The sequence below is a fragment of the Arthrobacter koreensis genome, from assembly GCF_009193255.1.
Classification (GTDB): Bacteria; Actinomycetota; Actinomycetes; order Actinomycetales; family Micrococcaceae; genus Arthrobacter_B; species Arthrobacter_B koreensis.
Genome location: NZ_WACG01000001.1, coordinates 491,613 through 509,171, shown reverse-complemented (window position 1 = coordinate 509,171; position 17,559 = coordinate 491,613). Strand labels below are relative to the sequence as shown.

Genomic DNA, 17,559 nt, shown 5'->3' with positions numbered 1-17,559 from the left:
TACCCGAGACATTCAGATTTAGAGAACAAGAGAGAACAGGGACCCATGTCCAACGATTCCACGTTCGGCCTCATGCGAATCGGCCTTGCCACTGCGGACGAAATCCGCAACTGGTCTTACGGCGAGGTCAAAAAGCCGGAAACCATTAACTACCGAACCCTGAAGCCGGAGAAGGACGGTCTTTTCTGCGAGAAGATCTTCGGTCCTTCCCGTGACTGGGAGTGCTACTGCGGCAAGTACAAGCGCGTGCGCTTCAAGGGCATCATCTGTGAGCGCTGCGGCGTCGAGGTTACCCGTGCCAAGGTCCGCCGCGAACGGATGGGCCACATTGAGCTCGCCGCTCCGGTAACCCACATCTGGTACTTCAAGGGTGTCCCCTCCCGCCTGGGCTACCTCCTTGACCTGGCTCCGAAGGACCTCGAAAAGGTCATCTACTTCGCTGCCTACATGATCACCTCGGTCGACGAAGAGAACCGCCACGCCGAACTGCCGAACCTGCAGGCCGAGCACGACCTGGAGCGCAAGCACCTGGTTGACCAGCGCGACTCCGACATCGCCGCGATCGCCAAGGACCTCGAAGACGAGCTCGCTCGCCTCGAAGGTGAAGGCGCGAAGGCTGCCGACAAGAAGAAGGCCCGCGACTCCGCCGACCGCCAGATGGCCAAGGTACGCCGCGACGCCGACAACAACATCGAGCGCCTCGAGCAGGTTTGGGAACGCTTCAAGAACCTCAAGGTCGGCGACCTCGAGGGCGACGAAGGCCTGTACCGCGAACTGCGCGACCGCTACGGCCTGTACTTCGAAGGCTCCATGGGCGCCGAAGCCATCAAGAAGCGCCTTGAAGACTTCGACATGCAGCAGGAGTCCGAGAACCTGCGCGAGATCATCCAGAACGGCAAGGGCCAGCGCAAGACGCGTGCCCTGAAGCGCCTGAAGGTTGTCAACGCGTTCCTCACGACGTCCAACAGCCCCATGGGCATGGTCCTCGACGCCGTTCCGGTGATCCCGCCGGAACTGCGCCCGATGGTCCAGCTCGACGGCGGCCGTTTCGCGACGTCGGACCTGAACGACCTGTACCGCCGCGTGATCAACCGCAACAACCGCCTGAAGCGCCTGCTGGATCTCGGTGCCCCCGAGATCATCGTGAACAACGAAAAGCGCATGCTCCAGGAAGCCGTTGACTCCCTGTTCGACAACGGCCGCCGCGGCCGTCCGGTCACCGGACCGGGCAACCGTCCGCTGAAGTCGCTCTCCGACATGCTCAAGGGCAAGCAGGGCCGGTTCCGCCAGAACCTGCTCGGCAAGCGCGTTGACTACTCGGGCCGTTCGGTCATCGTCGTCGGTCCGCAGCTGAAGCTGCACCAGTGCGGCCTGCCCAAGCAGATGGCGCTGGAGCTCTTCAAGCCGTTCGTGATGAAGCGCCTGGTTGACCTCAACCACGCGCAGAACATCAAGAGCGCCAAGCGCATGGTCGAGCGTTTCCGCCCGCAGGTCTGGGACGTGCTGGAAGAGATCATCACCGAACACCCGGTGCTGCTCAACCGTGCACCCACCCTGCACCGCCTCGGCATCCAGGCCTTCGAGCCGCAGCTGGTTGAGGGCAAGGCCCTTCAGCTGCACCCGCTGGTCTGCGGCGCCTTCAACGCTGACTTCGACGGTGACCAGATGGCAGTGCACCTGCCGCTGAGCCCCGAAGCCCAGGCTGAAGCCCGTATCCTGATGCTGTCCTCGAACAACATCCTGAAGCCGTCGGACGGCCGTCCGGTGACCCTGCCCTCGCAGGATATGATCATCGGCCTGCACCACCTGACCACCAAGCGCGAAGGCGCAGCAGGCGAAGGCCGTGTGTTCTCCTCGATGGCGGAAGCCATCATGGCGAACGACCTCGGCGAGCTGCACCTGAATGCCCCGGTCAAGATCCGCGTCGAAGGCTTCGTGCCCAGCGACGAGCAGCCGGCTCCGGAAGGCTGGGAAGAGGGCACTCCCGCTCTCATCCCGACCACCCTCGGCCAGGTGCTGTTCAACCAGACCCTGCCCGTGGACTACCCCTGGGTTGAGTCCGTGGCGGACAAGGGCCAGCTCTCCAAGATCGTGAACGATCTCGCCGAGCGCTACCCGAAGGTCGTCACCGCTGCCACCCTGGATAACCTGAAGGACGCCGGTTTCTACTGGGCCACCCGCTCGGGCGTTACCGTCGCCATCTCGGACATCGCTGCTCCGATCGACAAGCCTGCCATCATGGAGGTTTACGAAGCACGCGCTGCCAAGGTTGAAAGCCAGTACGGCAAGGGCCTGATCGCTGAAGACGAGCGCCGCCAGGAGCTCATCGACATCTGGAACCAGGCAACCAACGAGGTTGCCAAGGCTATGCGCGACAACATGCCGATCCAGAACAACATCAACCGCATGGTTTCCTCCGGTGCACGAGGCAACTGGCTGCAGGTCCGGCAGATCGCCGGTATCCGTGGCCTGGTGGCCAACCCGAAGGGCGAGATTATCCCGCGTCCGATTAAGTCCTCCTACCGTGAGGGCCTGTCGGTGCTGGAATACTTCATCGCCACGCACGGTGCCCGTAAGGGCCTGGCCGATACCGCACTGCGTACCGCCAACTCGGGTTACCTGACCCGTCGTCTGGTGGACGTCTCGCAGGACGTCATTGTCCGCGAAGAAGACTGCGGTACCGAGCGCGGCCTGAAGGTCACGATTGCTGTTCCGGACCACAACGGTGAACTGGTGCTGCACGAAGAGGTCGAGAACTCGGCGTACGCCCGTACGCTGGCTACCGACGTGACCGACGCTGAAGGCAACGTCCTGGCCAAGGGCGGCGACGACGTCGGCGATGTGCTGATCGAGAAGCTGTTCAAGGCCGGCGTCACCGAGATCAAGGTTCGCTCCGTGCTGACCTGTGAATCGGCAGTCGGAACCTGTGCCCTCTGCTACGGCCGTTCGCTGGCCACCGGCAAGACCGTGGACATTGGCGAGGCCGTTGGCATCATCGCCGCACAGTCCATCGGTGAGCCCGGTACCCAGCTGACCATGCGTACCTTCCACACCGGTGGTGTTGCATCGGCGGAAGATATCACCCAGGGTCTGCCCCGTATTCAGGAGCTCTTCGAAGCACGTACCCCCAAGGGCGTTGCTCCGATCTCCGAGACGGCCGGCCGCGTCACCATCGAAGAGACCGACCGCCAGATGCGTCTGGTTGTCACTCCCGATGACGGCTCCGAGGAAATCGCCTACCCGGTCCTGCGCCGTGCCCGCCTCCTGGTTGCCGACGGCGACCACGTAGAGGTTGGCCAGCAGCTGGTTGCAGGTGCAGTGGATCCCAAGCAGATCCTCCGCATCCTCGGCCCGCGCAAGGCACAGGAGTTCCTGGTGGACGAAGTCCAGCGCGTTTACCGCAGCCAGGGCGTAGGCATCCACGACAAGCACGTGGAAGTCATCGTCCGCCAGATGCTGCGCCGCGTGACCGTGATCGAATCCGGCGATTCCGACCTGCTCCCGGGTGAGCTGGCCGAGCGCCGTCGGTTCGAGAGCGAGAACCGCCGCGTGGTTTCCGAAGGACGCCGTCCGGCCGCTGGCCGTCCGGAGCTGATGGGTATCACCAAGGCATCCCTGGCAACCGAGTCCTGGCTGTCCGCTGCTTCCTTCCAGGAGACCACCCGCGTCCTGACGCAGGCGGCTATGGAAGGCAAGAGCGATCCGCTGCTCGGCCTCAAGGAGAACGTCATCATCGGTAAGCTGATCCCGGCCGGAACGGGCCTGCCCCGTTACACCGAGGTCACGGTTGAACCGACTGAGGAAGCAAAGGCCAATCTCTTCACCGGCCCGAGCGCCTTCAGCGACTTCGACTACGCCGGAGTTGACGGTGGCCTGAGCCCCGAGTTCCACGCCATCCCGCTGGATGACTACGACATGGGCAGCGAGTTCCGCTAAGGCTGAATAGCCCCGCGGAGCGCACACCGCGAAGGAAGGACCCCGCCGAAAGGCGGGGTCCTTCCTTCGTTAACGGCGCCCGCGGTCCGGAGGCGGACCGCAGCAGCGGGGCAGCGGCGTAGTATGCCAAAGTACTTGTATGGCCAATTCCCCCTCCGGCGACTCCATGGCGGAGCGCATTGTGCGCGTGATCTCGGCGTTCGACGCCGAGCGTCCCGCCATGCCGGTGGCAACCCTGGCCCGGCGGGCCGGACTGCCGCTCTCGACGGCGCACCGGCTCGCGGGGGAGCTCGTGTCGCTGGCCCTGCTGCAGCGCACGGACAGCGGAGAACTGCGGCTGGGCCTGCGGCTCTGGGAACTGGCCAGCCGCAGCTCTGCCGCACTGGACCTGCGTCAGGTGGCCATGCCGTTCATGGAGGACATCCAGGCGGTGATCCGCCAGCACACCCAGCTGTCCGTCCTGCAGGTGGACGAGGTGCTGTTCATCGAACGCCTCTCCAGCCGCGGCTCCGTATCCAACTTCGCGAAGGTTGCCGGCAGGCTCCCGCTGCACATCTCGTCCTCCGGCATGGTGCTCATGGCGCACTCGCCCCGCCATGTGCAGGAGGAGTTCCTCGACCGGCACCGAAGCGATCCGCCGCCGTTTCCTGCCGCCGGCTCCCTGCGGCGGCAGTGGGCCGAGATCCGGCGGGAGGGGTGCGCGACGCTGCCCGGCGTCGTCGACCCCGATACAACGGGTATTGCCGTACCGGTCTTTGGCCCCCAGGGTTCGGCAGTGGCAGCACTGGGTGTGGTGGTTCCGCGCGGGAAAGAGAACACGTCCGCAACGGTCCCGGCGCTCATGACTGCCGCCAGGGGGATCTCCCGCGGATTGGGAACCGACTCAGCCGAAGCCGGCCCCCGCTACGGCGGCGGCGCAGGGGCAGGGGACTGACCCCGCCCATCGAGATGGCAGAAAAAGCTCTTATGAGCGTCCATAAGGGCAGTTTCTGCCATCTCGATGGGGAAGATTTCCATTGAATGGGAATCGGCTCGCGGCAGAGGTGTGCTGGTCCTCACACTGGGAGAGGGGGTTCCAACCCCGGTTCTTCCCGCCTGTCCCCGAAGGAGTCCTGCATTGGCTGCAGCCCGCACCGTCCTGAAGACCAAAGTCGGCATTGTTGGAGGCGGGCCTGCAGGCCTGATGCTCTCCCACATGCTGGCCAAGTCAGGCATCGAGAGCATCGTGGTGGAAAAGCGCGATCACGAAACCATCCGTACCACCCACCGCGCCGGGATCCTGGAGCACGGCAGCGTCCGGATGCTCACCGAGGGCGGCGTCAGCGACCGTGTGCTGACCGACGGCTACAAGCATGACGGAATCGACCTCCGTTTCGGCGGCGAAAGCCACCGGATCGATTTCGAGGAACTGGTGGGGGAGTCGGTCTGGCTCTACCCGCAGAACGAGGTCTTCGTTGATCTGGCTGCCGCCCGCGAACGGGACAACGGCGACGTCCGCTACGCAGTATCCAATACCGAGGTGCTGGACCAGACGACGGCGGTTCCCAAGATCCGCTTTACCGATGCAGACGGCACGGACTTTGAAATCCACTGCGACATCCTGGTTGGCGCCGACGGCTCGCAGGGCATCTGCAAGCGCTCCATTCCCAAGGAGCTGCGCACGGACAACTTCATTGAGTACCCGTTCGCCTGGTTTGGCATCCTCACGGAGGCGCCGCCCAGTGCGCCCGAGCTGATCTACGCCAACTCCGAGCACGGTTTTGCCCTGATCAGCCAGCGAAACGACAACGTGCAGCGCATGTACTTCCAGTGCGATCCCAATGAGGATGCGGATGCCTGGGGTGACGAGCAGATCTGGAACGAACTTCAGCGCCGCGTCGACGGCCCGGACGGCTTCCAGCTCAAGCGCGGTCCGATCTTCGAAAAGACAGTCCTGAAGTTCCGCTCCTACGTCTGCGAACCGCTGCGCTACGGCAACATGTTCCTGGCCGGCGACGCCGGACACACGGTTCCGCCCACCGGTGCCAAGGGCCTGAACCTGGCCCTGGCGGACGTCAAGGTACTGTTCGAGGCAATCGATTCCTTCTATGCCACGAAGTCCGCGGACCTGCTTGACGGCTACAGCGACAAGGCGCTCAAGCGCGTCTGGCGCGCGCAGAACTTCTCCTATTGGATGACGTCCATGCTGCACACCCGGCCCGACGCAACCGACTTCGAACGCAAGCGTGCCCTGGGCGAGCTGAACGGTGTTGTCTCTTCCCGCCACGGACAGGCCTACCTGGCCGAGGCCTACACAGGCTGGCCGGAGCACTAAGTCCGTCCCGCCAGCGCCATATTCTGTTCACAATGTGAACGTCTGTACTAACAGTGAACACGAGGTGTACTGTGGGTTCCATCCACGGGATGCCTACCCATCGCGGGACGCAGCGACGCGTCCTGCCCTGACAGGAAGAAGGACCATGGACACGGACAACGGTTCCGCCCTTGCGGAAGACCTGTTCTCGGACAGCCACGTCGTCGAGCGGCTCGACGCCGCCGAAGCATCGCAGGACCAGATCTCCAAAGAGATCCGGACTATCCACGAGGCGTACCGGAAGGGCGTGGAAGAGGGTGCTCCCGAGGAAACCCAGCCCCGCGTGGACTTCCGGCCGTACCGCAGCTCGCTGCTGCGCCACCCCACCAAGAACCTGCACCACACGGACCCCGAGACCATTGAACTCTGGTCCCCGGCGTTCGGCCACCAGGATGTGCATCCCCTGGAAGCGAACCTGACCATCCAGCACAACGGTGAGCCCCTGGGTGAGCGCATCATCGTCCGCGGACGGGTGCTCGACGGCGACGGACGTCCGGTCCGCAACCAGCTGATCGAGGTCTGGCAGGCCAACTCCGCCGGCCGCTACATCCACAAGCGGGACCAGCACCCGGCTCCGATCGACCCGAACTTCACCGGCGTCGGCCGCGCCATCACCGGTGACGACGGTTCCTATGAGTTCCTCACGATCAAGCCGGGGCCCTACCCGTGGAAGAACCACTTCAATGCCTGGCGCCCGGCGCATATCCACTTCTCCCTCTTCGGGACGGACTTCACCCAGCGCATGATCACCCAGATGTACTTCCCGGGTGATCCCCTGTTTGCCCTGGATCCGATCTACCAGTCCATTACCGATCAGAAGGCGCGCGACCGCCTCGTCGCCACCTACGATCACAACATCACCTCGCACGAATGGGCCACCGGCTACAACTGGGACATCGTGCTGACCGGCAGCAACCGCACCTGGATGGAAGAAGAGGACGCAGAGTAATGAGCGAGAAACTCACGGCCACTCCGGGCCAGACAATCGGCCCCTTCTACGGTTACGCGCTTCCCTTCGAAAAGGGCGGGGAGCTTCTCGCCCCGGGCCTGCCCGGAGCCATCCGGCTGCAGGGAACCGTGCGCGACGGCGCCGGCGATCCGATTCCCGATGCACTGCTTGAAATCTGGCAGGCAGACGCCGAAGGCAACATCCCGCAAAAGACGGGTTCGCTGGTCCGCGACGGCTACACCTTCACCGGCTGGGGACGGGTGCCGGTGGACAACGCCGGCAACTACACCTTCACCACGGTGAACCCCGGACCGACGGAAGAAGGCTCCGCGCCGTTCATTTCCGTGGTCATCTTTGCCCGCGGGCTGCTGAACAAGCTCCACACCCGGATGTACCTGCCGGAGGACCAGGACGCCCTGGCCGCGGATGCGCTGCTTTCATCGCTTCCCGAGGACCGGCGCCGGACCCTCATCGCTACCCGCGAAGCCGACGGCGGACTCCGCTGGGACATCAAGCTGCAGGGCGAAGACGAGACCGTCTTCCTGGCCTACCCGGGAGCGTAATTCCTTTGGGCTTCGCGGAAACTGCCGACTACGGACTCCTGTCGCCGGCATGGGCCGGCACCCGTGCTGCCGCTCTGACCTCGGACCAGGCCCTGCTGCAGGCCATGCTCGACGTCGAACTCGAGTGGCTGCGGGTGCTCGCCTCCGCGGGGCTGATCAAGGAGGGCGTCCCCGACGCCGTCGCGCCGGCCTGCCAGGCAAGCCGCTACGACATAGCGGACCTGGCAGCCCGGGCGCAGGGCGGCGGGAACCCCGTGATACCGCTGCTTGCCGACCTCCGGGCAATCGTGCGCGAGGAAGCTCCTGACGCCGCCGGTCCGATCCACAGGGCCACCACCAGCCAGGACATTCTTGATTCGGCACTCATGCTGATGGCTTCGCGTGCCCTGGAAACAATCCTCGCGGACGCCTACCGGGCCCAGGCCGCGCTGGCAGGCCTTGCCCGGGAGCACGCGGATACCCTGAGCGTGGCCCGCACTCTCACCCAGCATTCGCTTCCCTCCACCTTCGGGCTGAAGGCAGCCCAGTGGCTGCACGGCATCGGACAGGCCACTGCCGCCCTGGAAGCCGCCGCGGCTGCCCTGCCCCTGCAGTGGGGCGGCGCCTCCGGCACCATGGCAGCGCTCACCACGGCAGCTGAAGGATCAACCTCAACGCCGCTGGAACTCTCCGCGGATCTCGCTGCCCGCCTGGGACTCGCGGATCCGGTTGCGCCGTGGCAGACCAACCGCCTGCCGGTCACGGCGCTGGGCGGCGCACTTGCAGACCTGCTGGCAGCGGCCGGGAAGGTTTCCAACGACGTCCTGCTTCTGAGCAGGCCCGAAATCGGCGAGGTCAGCGAACCGCGGGAAGCCGGCCGCGGCGGATCCTCCGCCATGCCGCAGAAGCAGAACCCCGTCCTCTCCGTGCTGATCCGCAGCGCAGCACTGGCCGCACCCGGGTACACCGCCATGCTGCAGGCGGCTGCCGGTGCCGCCGACGACGAACGTCCGGGCGGATCCTGGCACGTTGAGTGGCAGGCCCTGCGCCAGCTGCTGCGCCTTGCCGGGGGAGCGGCTGTGAAACTTGCCGAACTCTCCGCCGGACTCCAGGTCCATACCGCTGCGGTCGCGCGGAACCTCACGGCAGCCGGCCCGCTGGTGGTCAGCGAAAAGGTCATGGCACGTGTGGCGCCACTCCTGGACGGCGGCACCCCCGGACAGGGAAAAAGGCGGGTCCAGGAACTCGTCGCGCGTTCACTGGCCGGCGAAGACTTCCCCGCCCTGCTGCGCGACGCGGTGCCGGCACAGGCCCTCAGCGACGCGGACATCGCGGACTTGCTGAATCCCGCGAACTACATCGGCCAGTCCAGGGCCCTGATTGAACGAATCATCTCGGCTTACCCCGGAAGGAAAAACGCGTGAGCGTCCCGCAGATCAAAGCAACCCAGCTCTCCAACGCCGGCCCATCAGCCCCGGTGCTGATCGCAGGACCATCGCTGGGCACCTCCGGTACCGCACTGTGGGCCAGCACGGCGGCCCTCCTGGACGGTTTCACCGTTCTTGCCTGGGACCTGCCCGGGCACGGTAACAGCCCCGCCGCTGCTGAGGCTTTCTCCATGGGGGAACTGGCCGCCGCCGTGCACCAGCTGGTGCAGGACGCCGTCGCGGCTGGCGACATTTCGCCTTCGCAGGACGTTCACTACGCCGGAGTCTCCCTGGGCGGCGCGGTGGGCCTCCAGCTGGGACTCGATTTCCCCAAGGCCTTCACCTCGCTGGCGATCCTCTGCTCCGGAGCAAAGATTGGTGACGCTGAAGGCTGGGAAACCCGGGCTGAGACGGTCCGGAACCAGGGCACGCCCGCGGTGCTCATCGGCTCGGCCCAGCGCTGGTTTGCCGAAGGGTTCATCGAACGTGAGAAGGGCGCCTCTGCGGCGCTGCTTCACTCGCTCCAGGACGCCGACCGGTTCTCCTATGCTTTCTGCTGCCAGGCCCTGGCAGCCTTTGACGTCCGGAACCGCCTGGCCGAGATCCAGGTCCCCGTGCTGGCCGTCGCCGGCGCCCAAGACGTGGTGACTCCCGCCTCCTTTGCCGAGCTGATCGCCGACGGCGTGCCCGCCGGGCGCTCCGCCGTCGTGCCCGATGCCGCTCACCTGGTGCCGGCCGAGCAGCCGGCCGTTACCGCGGAACTGCTCGGCAGCTTCTTCCGCGCGGCGAAGTAATCCGCGCCAGCACAGCTACACCTCCCGAAACACCCCGGAAGTCCAGAGAACAGGCATCACAGTGATTGAAGAGCACAGCGCCAAGACCCAGCAGGAAATCTATGACGAGGGCATGGCGGTGCGCCGCGAGGTCCTCGGTGACGCCCACGTGGACCGCGCCAATGCGGCCAAGGACGGGTTTACCACCGACTTCCAGGACATGATTACCCGCTATGCGTGGGGAACCATCTGGACCCGCCCGGGCCTGGACCGCACAATGCGCAGCGCCATCACGCTGACGGCCCTGATTGCACACGGCCACCTCGAGGAACTGGCGATGCACGTCCGCGCGGCGCTGCGGAACGGTCTGTCGAGGGATGAGATCAAGGAAATCTTCCTGCAGTCCGCCATCTACTGCAGTGTTCCTTCCGCCAACTCTGCCTTCAAGGTGGCCCAGAACGTCTTCGCTGAACTGGACGCTGCCGAGAACTAAGGCTGGCACAAAACGCCAAACTCGGATAAATTCGCATCTTGTACGTATGTTCGCAGATTGAACACTGGATCGAGCACTAGCGGCGCCCCGGGGGTGGATGCGATCCGCGAGTACAAGTGCCGCAACCAGCCAAAGGAGCCACGGTGAACCAGGCCTACATTTACGACGCAGTCCGAACCCCGTTCGGACGATTCGGGGGAGCCCTTGCGGGGGTTCGGCCGGACGACCTTGCCGCACAGGTGATCCGGGCCTCCGTGGCCCGCGCGCCCGAACTCGATCCTGGACGAATCGACGAAGTGGTCTTCGGCAACGCCAACGGTGCCGGCGAGGAAAACCGCAATGTGGCGCGCATGGCCACGCTGCTTGCAGGCCTGCCGGTTTCAATCCCCGGAACCACCGTGAACCGGCTCTGCGGTTCCTCCCTGGACGCCGCCATGATCGCCTCCCGGCAGATCAACACCGGTGAGGCAGACCTCATGCTGGTGGGCGGAGCCGAATCCATGAGCCGCGCCCCCTGGGTACTGCCCAAGAATGACAAGCCGTTCCCGGCCGGTGACCAGACGCTGGCCTCCACCACCCTGGGGTGGCGCCTGGTCAACCCGCAGATGCCCAAAGAATGGACGGTCTCGCTGGGCGAGGCCACCGAACAGCTGCGCGAGAAGCACGGCATCAGCCGTGAGCGCCAGGACGAGTTCGCGGCCAGATCCCATGAGCAGGCTGCACGCGCCTGGGACGAGGGGCACTATGACAACCTGACCGTTGCGGTCGACGGCGTTGAGCTGGCCCGTGACGAGAGCATCCGGGCGGGTTCAACCGTGGAGAAGCTCGCTACGCTGAAGACCGTCTTCCGGCCGGTCTCCGATTCCCCGGCCGGCGGCACCGTCACGGCGGGCAACGCGTCCCCGCTGAACGACGGCGCCTCCGCAGCCTGGCTGGGCAGCGAAGCGGCTGCCGGGATCCTTGGCCTGGAACCCCTGGCCCGCATCGCCGGACGCGGCGCCGCGGCCAACGAACCGCAGTTCTTCGGGTACGCGCCGGTCGAAGCCGCGAACACCGCGCTCAAGCGGGCCGGGATCTCCTGGAGCGAGGTTGGCGCCGTTGAACTCAATGAAGCCTTCGCCGCACAGTCCCTGGCCTGCCTCGACGCCTGGGACATCGACCCCTCGATCGTTAACGCCTGGGGCGGCGCAGTATCCATCGGACACCCGCTGGGTGCCTCGGGCACCCGGATCCTGGGCACCCTGGCCCGCCGGCTCGAAGCCACCGGTGAACGGTGGGGCGTTGCCGCCATCTGCATCGGCGTCGGGCAGGGACTCGCCGTCGTACTCGAAAACACCAAAGCCTAGCTCCCGAGGAGAACCGTGCTGAACATTCTGCAGGACGTCGACGAAGCCGTCGCGCCGATCCATGACGGAGCAACCGTGATGATCGGCGGTTTCGGCAAGGCCGGGCAGCCGGTCGAGCTGATCGAGGCACTTTTGCGCCAGGGCGCAAAGGACCTCACGGTCGTGAACAACAATGCGGGCAACGGTGAAGAAGGGCTCGCGGCGCTGATCGGCGCCGGCCGCGTCCGGAAGATTGTCTGCTCCTTCCCCCGCCAGTCCGATTCCCAGATTTTCGATGCGAAGTTCCGGGCCGGGGAGATCGAACTAGAACTGGTTCCGCAGGGCAACCTGGCTGAGCGTATCCGCGCCGCAGGCGCCGGCATTGGTGGATTCTTCACCCCCACCGCCTACGGCACCCCGCTGGCGGAAGGCAAGGAAACCCGCATGATCGACGGCCGCGGCTACGTCTTCGAAACCCCGCTGCACGCAGACTTCGCGCTCGTGAAAGCGCTGAAGGCGGACCGGGCAGGAAATCTGGTCTACCGCAAGACCGCCCGGAACTTTGGGCCGATCATGGCTGCGGCCGCGAAGAACGCGATTGTCCAGGTCCGCGACATCGTCGAGGTTGGCGGCATCGATCCGGAAATCGTCGTGACCCCCGGGATCTACGTCAACACCCTGGTGCAGGTAACCCGCGAGAAAGAACCGGCAGCAGCATGAGCGAGAAGGCAGTGAACACCACCGTGAGCGAAAAACTGGACCGGAACTCCCTGGCAGAACTCGTGGCCCGGGACATCGCACCCGGTTCCTTCGTCAACCTGGGCATTGGGCAGCCGACGCTGGTCTCCAACTACCTCAAGCCTGAGCAGCACGTCACGCTGCACACCGAAAACGGCATGCTCGGCATGGGCCCTGAGGCGCAGGGGAACCAGATTGACGGTGACCTGATCAATGCCGGCAAGATCCCCGTCACGGAACTGCCGGGTGCATCGTACTTCCACCACGCCGACTCGTTCGCCATCATGCGCGGCGGGCATCTGGACGTCTGCGTGCTGGGCGCCTTCCAGGTTTCCGCCAGCGGGGACCTGGCGAACTGGCACACCGGCGCACCCGATGCGATTCCCGCCGTCGGCGGTGCCATGGACCTGGCCACCGGCGCCAAGGACGTCTACGTGATGATGTCCCTGTTCACCCGCGAAGGCGTCAGCAAACTGGTGAAGGAATGCTCCTACCCGCTCACTGGCGTTGGCTGCGTCACGCGCGTTTACACTAATGAAGCGGTGTTCCTCCTGAAGGAGGACGGTGTCCACGTTCGCGAGACCTACGGGATCAGCTTCGAGGAGCTGGCCGCGAAGGTGGATGTGCCGTTGATCGGCCCGTCGGCCGGCACCGACTAAGACCACCAACGGGGGAGACATGAGCGAAACGATCGCGGCCAGTGACCAGTTTGTCCAGTCACTGGCCCGCGGCCTGTCCGTGATTAGGGCGTTCGACGCCGAGCACGTGCAGATGACCCTCAGCGATGTCTCCCGGCGCACCGGACTGACCCGGGCCACCGCCCGGCGGTTCCTGCTGACCCTGGTGGAGCTCGGCTACGTGCGGACCGACGGCCGGAGCTTTGAGCTCACAGCCCTGGTCCTGCAGCTGGGATACTCCTACCTGGCGGGGCAGTCGCTGCCTCAGCTGGCCCAGCCGCTGCTGGAGGACCTTTCCCGCGAGATCCACGAATCGACGTCGGCGTCCATCCTGGACGGCAACGAGATTGTCTACGTGGCCAGGATCCACACCCGCCGGCTCATGACCGTAGGCATCACCGTCGGAACGCGGTTCCCGGCGTACGCCACCTCCATGGGGCGGGTGCTGCTCGCCGGACTGGACGACGCAGCGCTGGACACCTACTTCTCCGAAGTTGAACTCGTTCCCTTGACGGAACGCACCATCACCGAGGAAGCGGCCCTGCGCCGTGAAGTGAAGCGGGTCCGCGCCCAGGGGTGGGCCGTCGTGGACCAGGAACTCGAGCGGGGACTGCGCTCAGTGGCCGTTCCCATCTTCAGCCCCGCCGGCGACGTGATCGCGGCACTGAATACCTCGATGCAGGCGACCCTCGGCCTGGACGGGCCTACACTGGAGGAGGCGGCAGCGCAGGTGCTGCCGCAGCTGCAGGAGGCGTCGCGGAAGATCACCCAGGCGCTGGCAGCCCGGAGCTGAGACAGGCTTCGAGGTGCCGCGGCAGCTCCCCGGCTTAAGCCTTCCGGGATGTCTGCTAGACTATTGGTAATTGTTTGTGTGGCAGTGGATGAAGGCCGCTCGCATGTTTCCCGGGATTCCGTCTCCGGGGCGCGGGTGGGGGCCTGTTTCCGGGTTGCAGGGTTCTTGTGCAACGAATGCCACACTTTTGCACGCCTACGGTCGCTTCGGTTCACGGAACGTCTCGGGGGCACTGCGGCAACAACTTTGAAAAGCCTCGCTCCGGGACCCGCACCAAGCGGACCGGGCAAGCGCAACCAGAGAATTTTTCTCGAGATAAAACGGAGAACTGATAAGTGCCTACGATTCAGCAGCTGGTCCGCAAGGGCCGCTCACCCAAGGTCTCCAAGACCAAGGCTCCTGCCCTTAAGGGCAGCCCGATGCGCCGTGGTGTGTGCACCCGTGTTTACACCACCACCCCGAAGAAGCCGAACTCGGCTCTGCGCAAGGTAGCCCGTGTCCGCCTTAACGGCGGCGTGGAAGTTACTGCCTACATCCCCGGTGTGGGTCACAACCTGCAGGAACACTCCATCGTGCTGGTTCGCGGTGGTCGTGTGAAGGACCTGCCCGGTGTCCGTTACAAGATCGTTCGCGGCGCGCTCGACACCCAGGGTGTCAAGAACCGCAAGCAGGCTCGCAGCCGCTACGGCGCGAAGATGGAGAAGAAGTAATATGCCCCGCAAGGGTCCGGCCCCCAAGCGGCCGCTCGCAGTCGATCCCGTCTACGGCTCCCCGCTGGTCACGCAGCTGATCAACAAGGTTCTCATCGACGGCAAGAAGTCCACCGCAGAGCGCATCGTTTACGGCGCACTTGCCGGTGCTCAGGAGAAGACCGGACAGGATCCGGTTGCAGCCCTGAAGAAGGCCATGGACAACATCAAGCCGAGCCTTGAGGTTAAGTCCCGCCGCGTCGGCGGCGCCACCTACCAGGTTCCGGTTGAGGTTAAGCCGGGCCGCGCAACCGCCCTGGCGCTGCGCTGGCTGGTTGGCTACTCCAAGGCCCGCCGCGAGAAGACGATGACCGAGCGTCTGCGCAACGAGATCCTGGACGCCTCAAACGGTCTTGGTGCTGCTGTGAAGCGTCGCGAAGACACCCACAAGATGGCCGAGTCCAACAAGGCCTTCGCCCACTACCGCTGGTAATTAGCACCACGAATATCTTTTCAGCCCAGGCCCTGCGGCCCGCTCCGGCGGGCCTCAGGGCCGAAGGCCGAATAGGTGACCGGCGGGGCCAGAACCAAAACTAGGGAGTAACCGTGGCACTGGACGTGCTTACCGACCTCAACAAGGTCCGCAATATCGGCATCATGGCGCACATCGATGCCGGCAAGACCACCACCACCGAGCGCATCCTGTTCTACACCGGTGTCAACCACAAGATTGGCGAAACGCACGACGGCGCTTCGACCATGGACTGGATGGCACAGGAGCAGGAGCGGGGTATCACCATTACCTCCGCAGCTACCACGTGCTACTGGGACAACAACCAGATCAACATCATCGACACGCCGGGTCACGTTGACTTCACTGTCGAGGTTGAGCGGTCCCTGCGCGTGCTTGACGGCGCCGTCGCTGTCTTCGACGGCAAGGAAGGCGTGGAGCCGCAGTCCGAGACTGTCTGGCGCCAGGCTGACAAGTACAACGTTCCGCGTATCTGCTTCGTCAACAAGATGGACAAGCTCGGCGCCGACTTCTACTTCACCGTCGACACCATCATCAACCGCCTGGGCGCCAAGCCGCTGGTTCTTCAGCTGCCGATCGGTTCCGAGAGCGAATTCGAGGGCGTCGTCGACCTCCTCGAAATGCGTGCACTCACCTGGCGCGGCGACGCCAAGGGTGACGTGACCATGGGCGCCAAGTACGAAGTTGAGCCGATCCCCGCAGACCTGCAGGAAAAGGCCGAAGAGTACCGCGCGAAGCTCGTGGAAACCGTTGCCGAAGCCAGCGAAGAGCTCATGGAGAAGTACCTCGAAGGTGAAGAACTCACCCTTGAGGAACTGAAGGCCGGCATCCGCAAGATGACCGTCAACTCTGAGGTCTACCCGGTTCTGTGCGGCTCCGCGTTCAAGAACCGCGGCGTTCAGCCGATGCTTGACGCCGTCGTCGCTTACCTGCCCTCTCCGCTCGACGTTCCGAACATCAAGGGCCACGATGTCCGCGACGAGGAGGTCGTGCTGGAGCGCAGCGCCGACGCGAACGCACCGTTCTCCGCGCTGGCGTTCAAGGTTGTCACCCACCCGTTCTTCGGCCGCCTGACCTACATCCGCGTTTACTCCGGCAAGGCTGCTTCCGGCGCCCAGGTCATGAACTCGACCAAGCAGAAGAAGGAGCGCATCGGAAAGCTCTTCCAGATGCACGCCAACAAGGAAAACCCGGTTGACGAGATCACCACCGGACACATCTACGCAGCGATCGGCCTCAAGGACACCACCACCGGTGACACCCTGTGCGATCCTGCGAACCCGATCGTCCTCGAGTCGATGACCTTCCCGGAACCCGTTATCCGTGTTGCCATCGAACCGAAGACCAAGGGTGACCAGGAGAAGCTCTCCGTGGCCATCCAGAAGCTCTCCGAAGAGGACCCGACGTTCACCGTCGAACTCGACGAGGACACCGGCCAGACCATCATCGCCGGCATGGGCGAGCTGCACCTGGACATCCTGGTAGACCGCATGCGCCGCGAATTCAAGGTTGAAGCAAACGTGGGCAAACCCCAGGTTGCCTACCGCGAAACCATCCGCCGCACGGTCGAGCGCTACGACTACACGCACAAGAAGCAGACGGGCGGCTCCGGCCAGTTCGCAAAGATCCAGATCGCCATCGAGCCCCTGGATACTTCCGAAGGTGCGATGTACGAGTTCGACAACAAGGTCACCGGTGGCCGTGTTCCCCGCGAATACATCCCCAGCGTTGACCAGGGTATCCAGAGCGCCCTCAACGACGGCATCCTCGCCGGTTACCCGGTTGTCGGCATCAAGGCGACCCTTGTTGACGGCGCTTACCACGACGTCGACTCCTCGGAAATGGCGTTCAAGATCGCCGGCCGCCAGGCTTTCAAGGAAGCCGCAAAGATGGCGAGCCCGGTTCTGCTTGAACCGATCATGGATGTTGAAGTCCGCACCCCTGAGGAATACATGGGTGAAGTCATCGGTGACATCAACTCGCGCCGCGGGCAGATGCAGTCGATGGAAGACGCCAGCGGCGTGAAGGTCATTCGCGCCCTCGTTCCGCTGTCCGGCATGTTCGGGTACATCGGTGACCTGCGGTCCAAGACCCAGGGCCGCGCCGTTTACTCGATGCAGTTCAACAGCTACGCAGAGGTCCCGAAGGCAGTAGCCGACGAGATCATCCAGAAGACGCGCGGCGAGTAAGACCCAGCCGGCGTTCCGGTAAAACGGAGCGCCGGCCATGTGCGGCCCGTCCCAGGGGAGACCCGGACGGAGGGGCCGCACGGCCAGACTGAGCGGGACCTGCGGGAACCGCGGCACAAGGCAATTTCATCAAATAAACAGCC

The 17,559-nt window shown here is 64.6% G+C and carries 15 protein-coding genes; all 15 read left to right on the top strand.

Annotated features, from left to right (window positions below; all coding sequences use genetic code 11):
• Nucleotides 1-45: 45 nt before the first annotated feature.
• The 15 genes from GD628_RS02315 (at nucleotide 46) to fusA (ending at nucleotide 17,416) form a co-directional block, all read left to right on the top strand.
• Nucleotides 46-3,936, top strand: coding sequence for a DNA-directed RNA polymerase subunit beta' (locus GD628_RS02315; RefSeq protein WP_152273711.1), 3,891 nt, complete (start codon nucleotides 46-48; stop codon nucleotides 3,934-3,936).
• A 139-nt stretch (nucleotides 3,937-4,075) separates the two neighbouring features.
• Nucleotides 4,076-4,870, top strand: a complete 795-nt coding sequence (locus GD628_RS02310; RefSeq protein ID WP_152273710.1) for an IclR family transcriptional regulator — start codon at nucleotides 4,076-4,078, stop codon at nucleotides 4,868-4,870.
• Between the two features lie 183 nt (nucleotides 4,871-5,053).
• Nucleotides 5,054-6,250, top strand: coding sequence for a 4-hydroxybenzoate 3-monooxygenase (locus GD628_RS02305; RefSeq protein ID WP_226802301.1), 1,197 nt, complete (start codon nucleotides 5,054-5,056; stop codon nucleotides 6,248-6,250).
• A gap of 145 nt (nucleotides 6,251-6,395) precedes the next feature.
• Nucleotides 6,396-7,238, top strand: a complete 843-nt coding sequence (pcaH, locus tag GD628_RS02300; RefSeq protein WP_152273708.1) for a protocatechuate 3,4-dioxygenase subunit beta — start codon at nucleotides 6,396-6,398, stop codon at nucleotides 7,236-7,238.
• Entirely contained in the window at nucleotides 7,238-7,801 is a 564-nt protein-coding gene (gene pcaG, locus GD628_RS02295; protein WP_091602624.1) for a protocatechuate 3,4-dioxygenase subunit alpha, read from the top strand. The genes pcaH and pcaG overlap by 1 nt, the downstream gene beginning before the upstream one ends.
• 5 nt (nucleotides 7,802-7,806) lie before the next feature.
• Nucleotides 7,807-9,204 carry a lyase family protein gene (locus GD628_RS02290; RefSeq protein WP_226802300.1) on the top strand — a complete coding sequence of 466 codons (1,398 nt, stop codon included), beginning with the start codon at nucleotides 7,807-7,809 and terminating at the stop codon, nucleotides 9,202-9,204.
• On the top strand, nucleotides 9,201-10,001 hold the full coding sequence (locus GD628_RS02285; protein ID WP_152273707.1) for an alpha/beta fold hydrolase: 801 nt from the start codon (nucleotides 9,201-9,203) through the stop codon (nucleotides 9,999-10,001). The genes GD628_RS02290 and GD628_RS02285 overlap by 4 nt, the downstream gene beginning before the upstream one ends.
• A gap of 61 nt (nucleotides 10,002-10,062) precedes the next feature.
• The gene (gene pcaC / locus GD628_RS02280) at nucleotides 10,063-10,473 is read left to right on the top strand and encodes a 4-carboxymuconolactone decarboxylase (protein ID WP_226802299.1); all 411 of its coding nucleotides are present in this window, start codon (nucleotides 10,063-10,065) and stop codon (nucleotides 10,471-10,473) included.
• 143 nt (nucleotides 10,474-10,616) lie between these two features.
• Nucleotides 10,617-11,819: a thiolase family protein gene (locus tag GD628_RS02275; protein WP_152273706.1), complete on the top strand. Its 1,203-nt coding sequence runs from the start codon at nucleotides 10,617-10,619 to the stop codon at nucleotides 11,817-11,819.
• A 15-nt stretch (nucleotides 11,820-11,834) separates the two neighbouring features.
• Entirely contained in the window at nucleotides 11,835-12,518 is a 684-nt protein-coding gene (locus GD628_RS02270) for a 3-oxoacid CoA-transferase subunit A (protein ID WP_152273705.1), read from the top strand.
• Nucleotides 12,515-13,195 (top strand): 3-oxoacid CoA-transferase subunit B, encoded by a 681-nt coding sequence (locus GD628_RS02265; protein WP_091602640.1) that lies wholly within the window; start codon nucleotides 12,515-12,517, stop codon nucleotides 13,193-13,195. Before GD628_RS02270 ends, GD628_RS02265 begins: the two co-directional genes overlap by 4 nt.
• A gap of 19 nt (nucleotides 13,196-13,214) precedes the next feature.
• On the top strand, nucleotides 13,215-14,006 hold the full coding sequence (locus GD628_RS02260; protein ID WP_091602643.1) for an IclR family transcriptional regulator domain-containing protein: 792 nt from the start codon (nucleotides 13,215-13,217) through the stop codon (nucleotides 14,004-14,006).
• A 335-nt stretch (nucleotides 14,007-14,341) separates the two neighbouring features.
• Nucleotides 14,342-14,716: a 30S ribosomal protein S12 gene (gene rpsL, locus GD628_RS02255; RefSeq protein ID WP_055239341.1), complete on the top strand. Its 375-nt coding sequence runs from the start codon at nucleotides 14,342-14,344 to the stop codon at nucleotides 14,714-14,716.
• Between the two features lies 1 nt (nucleotide 14,717).
• Nucleotides 14,718-15,188, top strand: a complete 471-nt coding sequence (rpsG, locus tag GD628_RS02250) for a 30S ribosomal protein S7 (RefSeq protein ID WP_091602646.1) — start codon at nucleotides 14,718-14,720, stop codon at nucleotides 15,186-15,188.
• A 113-nt stretch (nucleotides 15,189-15,301) separates the two neighbouring features.
• The gene (gene fusA, locus GD628_RS02245) at nucleotides 15,302-17,416 is read left to right on the top strand and encodes an elongation factor G (RefSeq protein ID WP_091602648.1); all 2,115 of its coding nucleotides are present in this window, start codon (nucleotides 15,302-15,304) and stop codon (nucleotides 17,414-17,416) included.
• The last annotated feature ends 143 nt before the right edge of the window (nucleotides 17,417-17,559 follow it).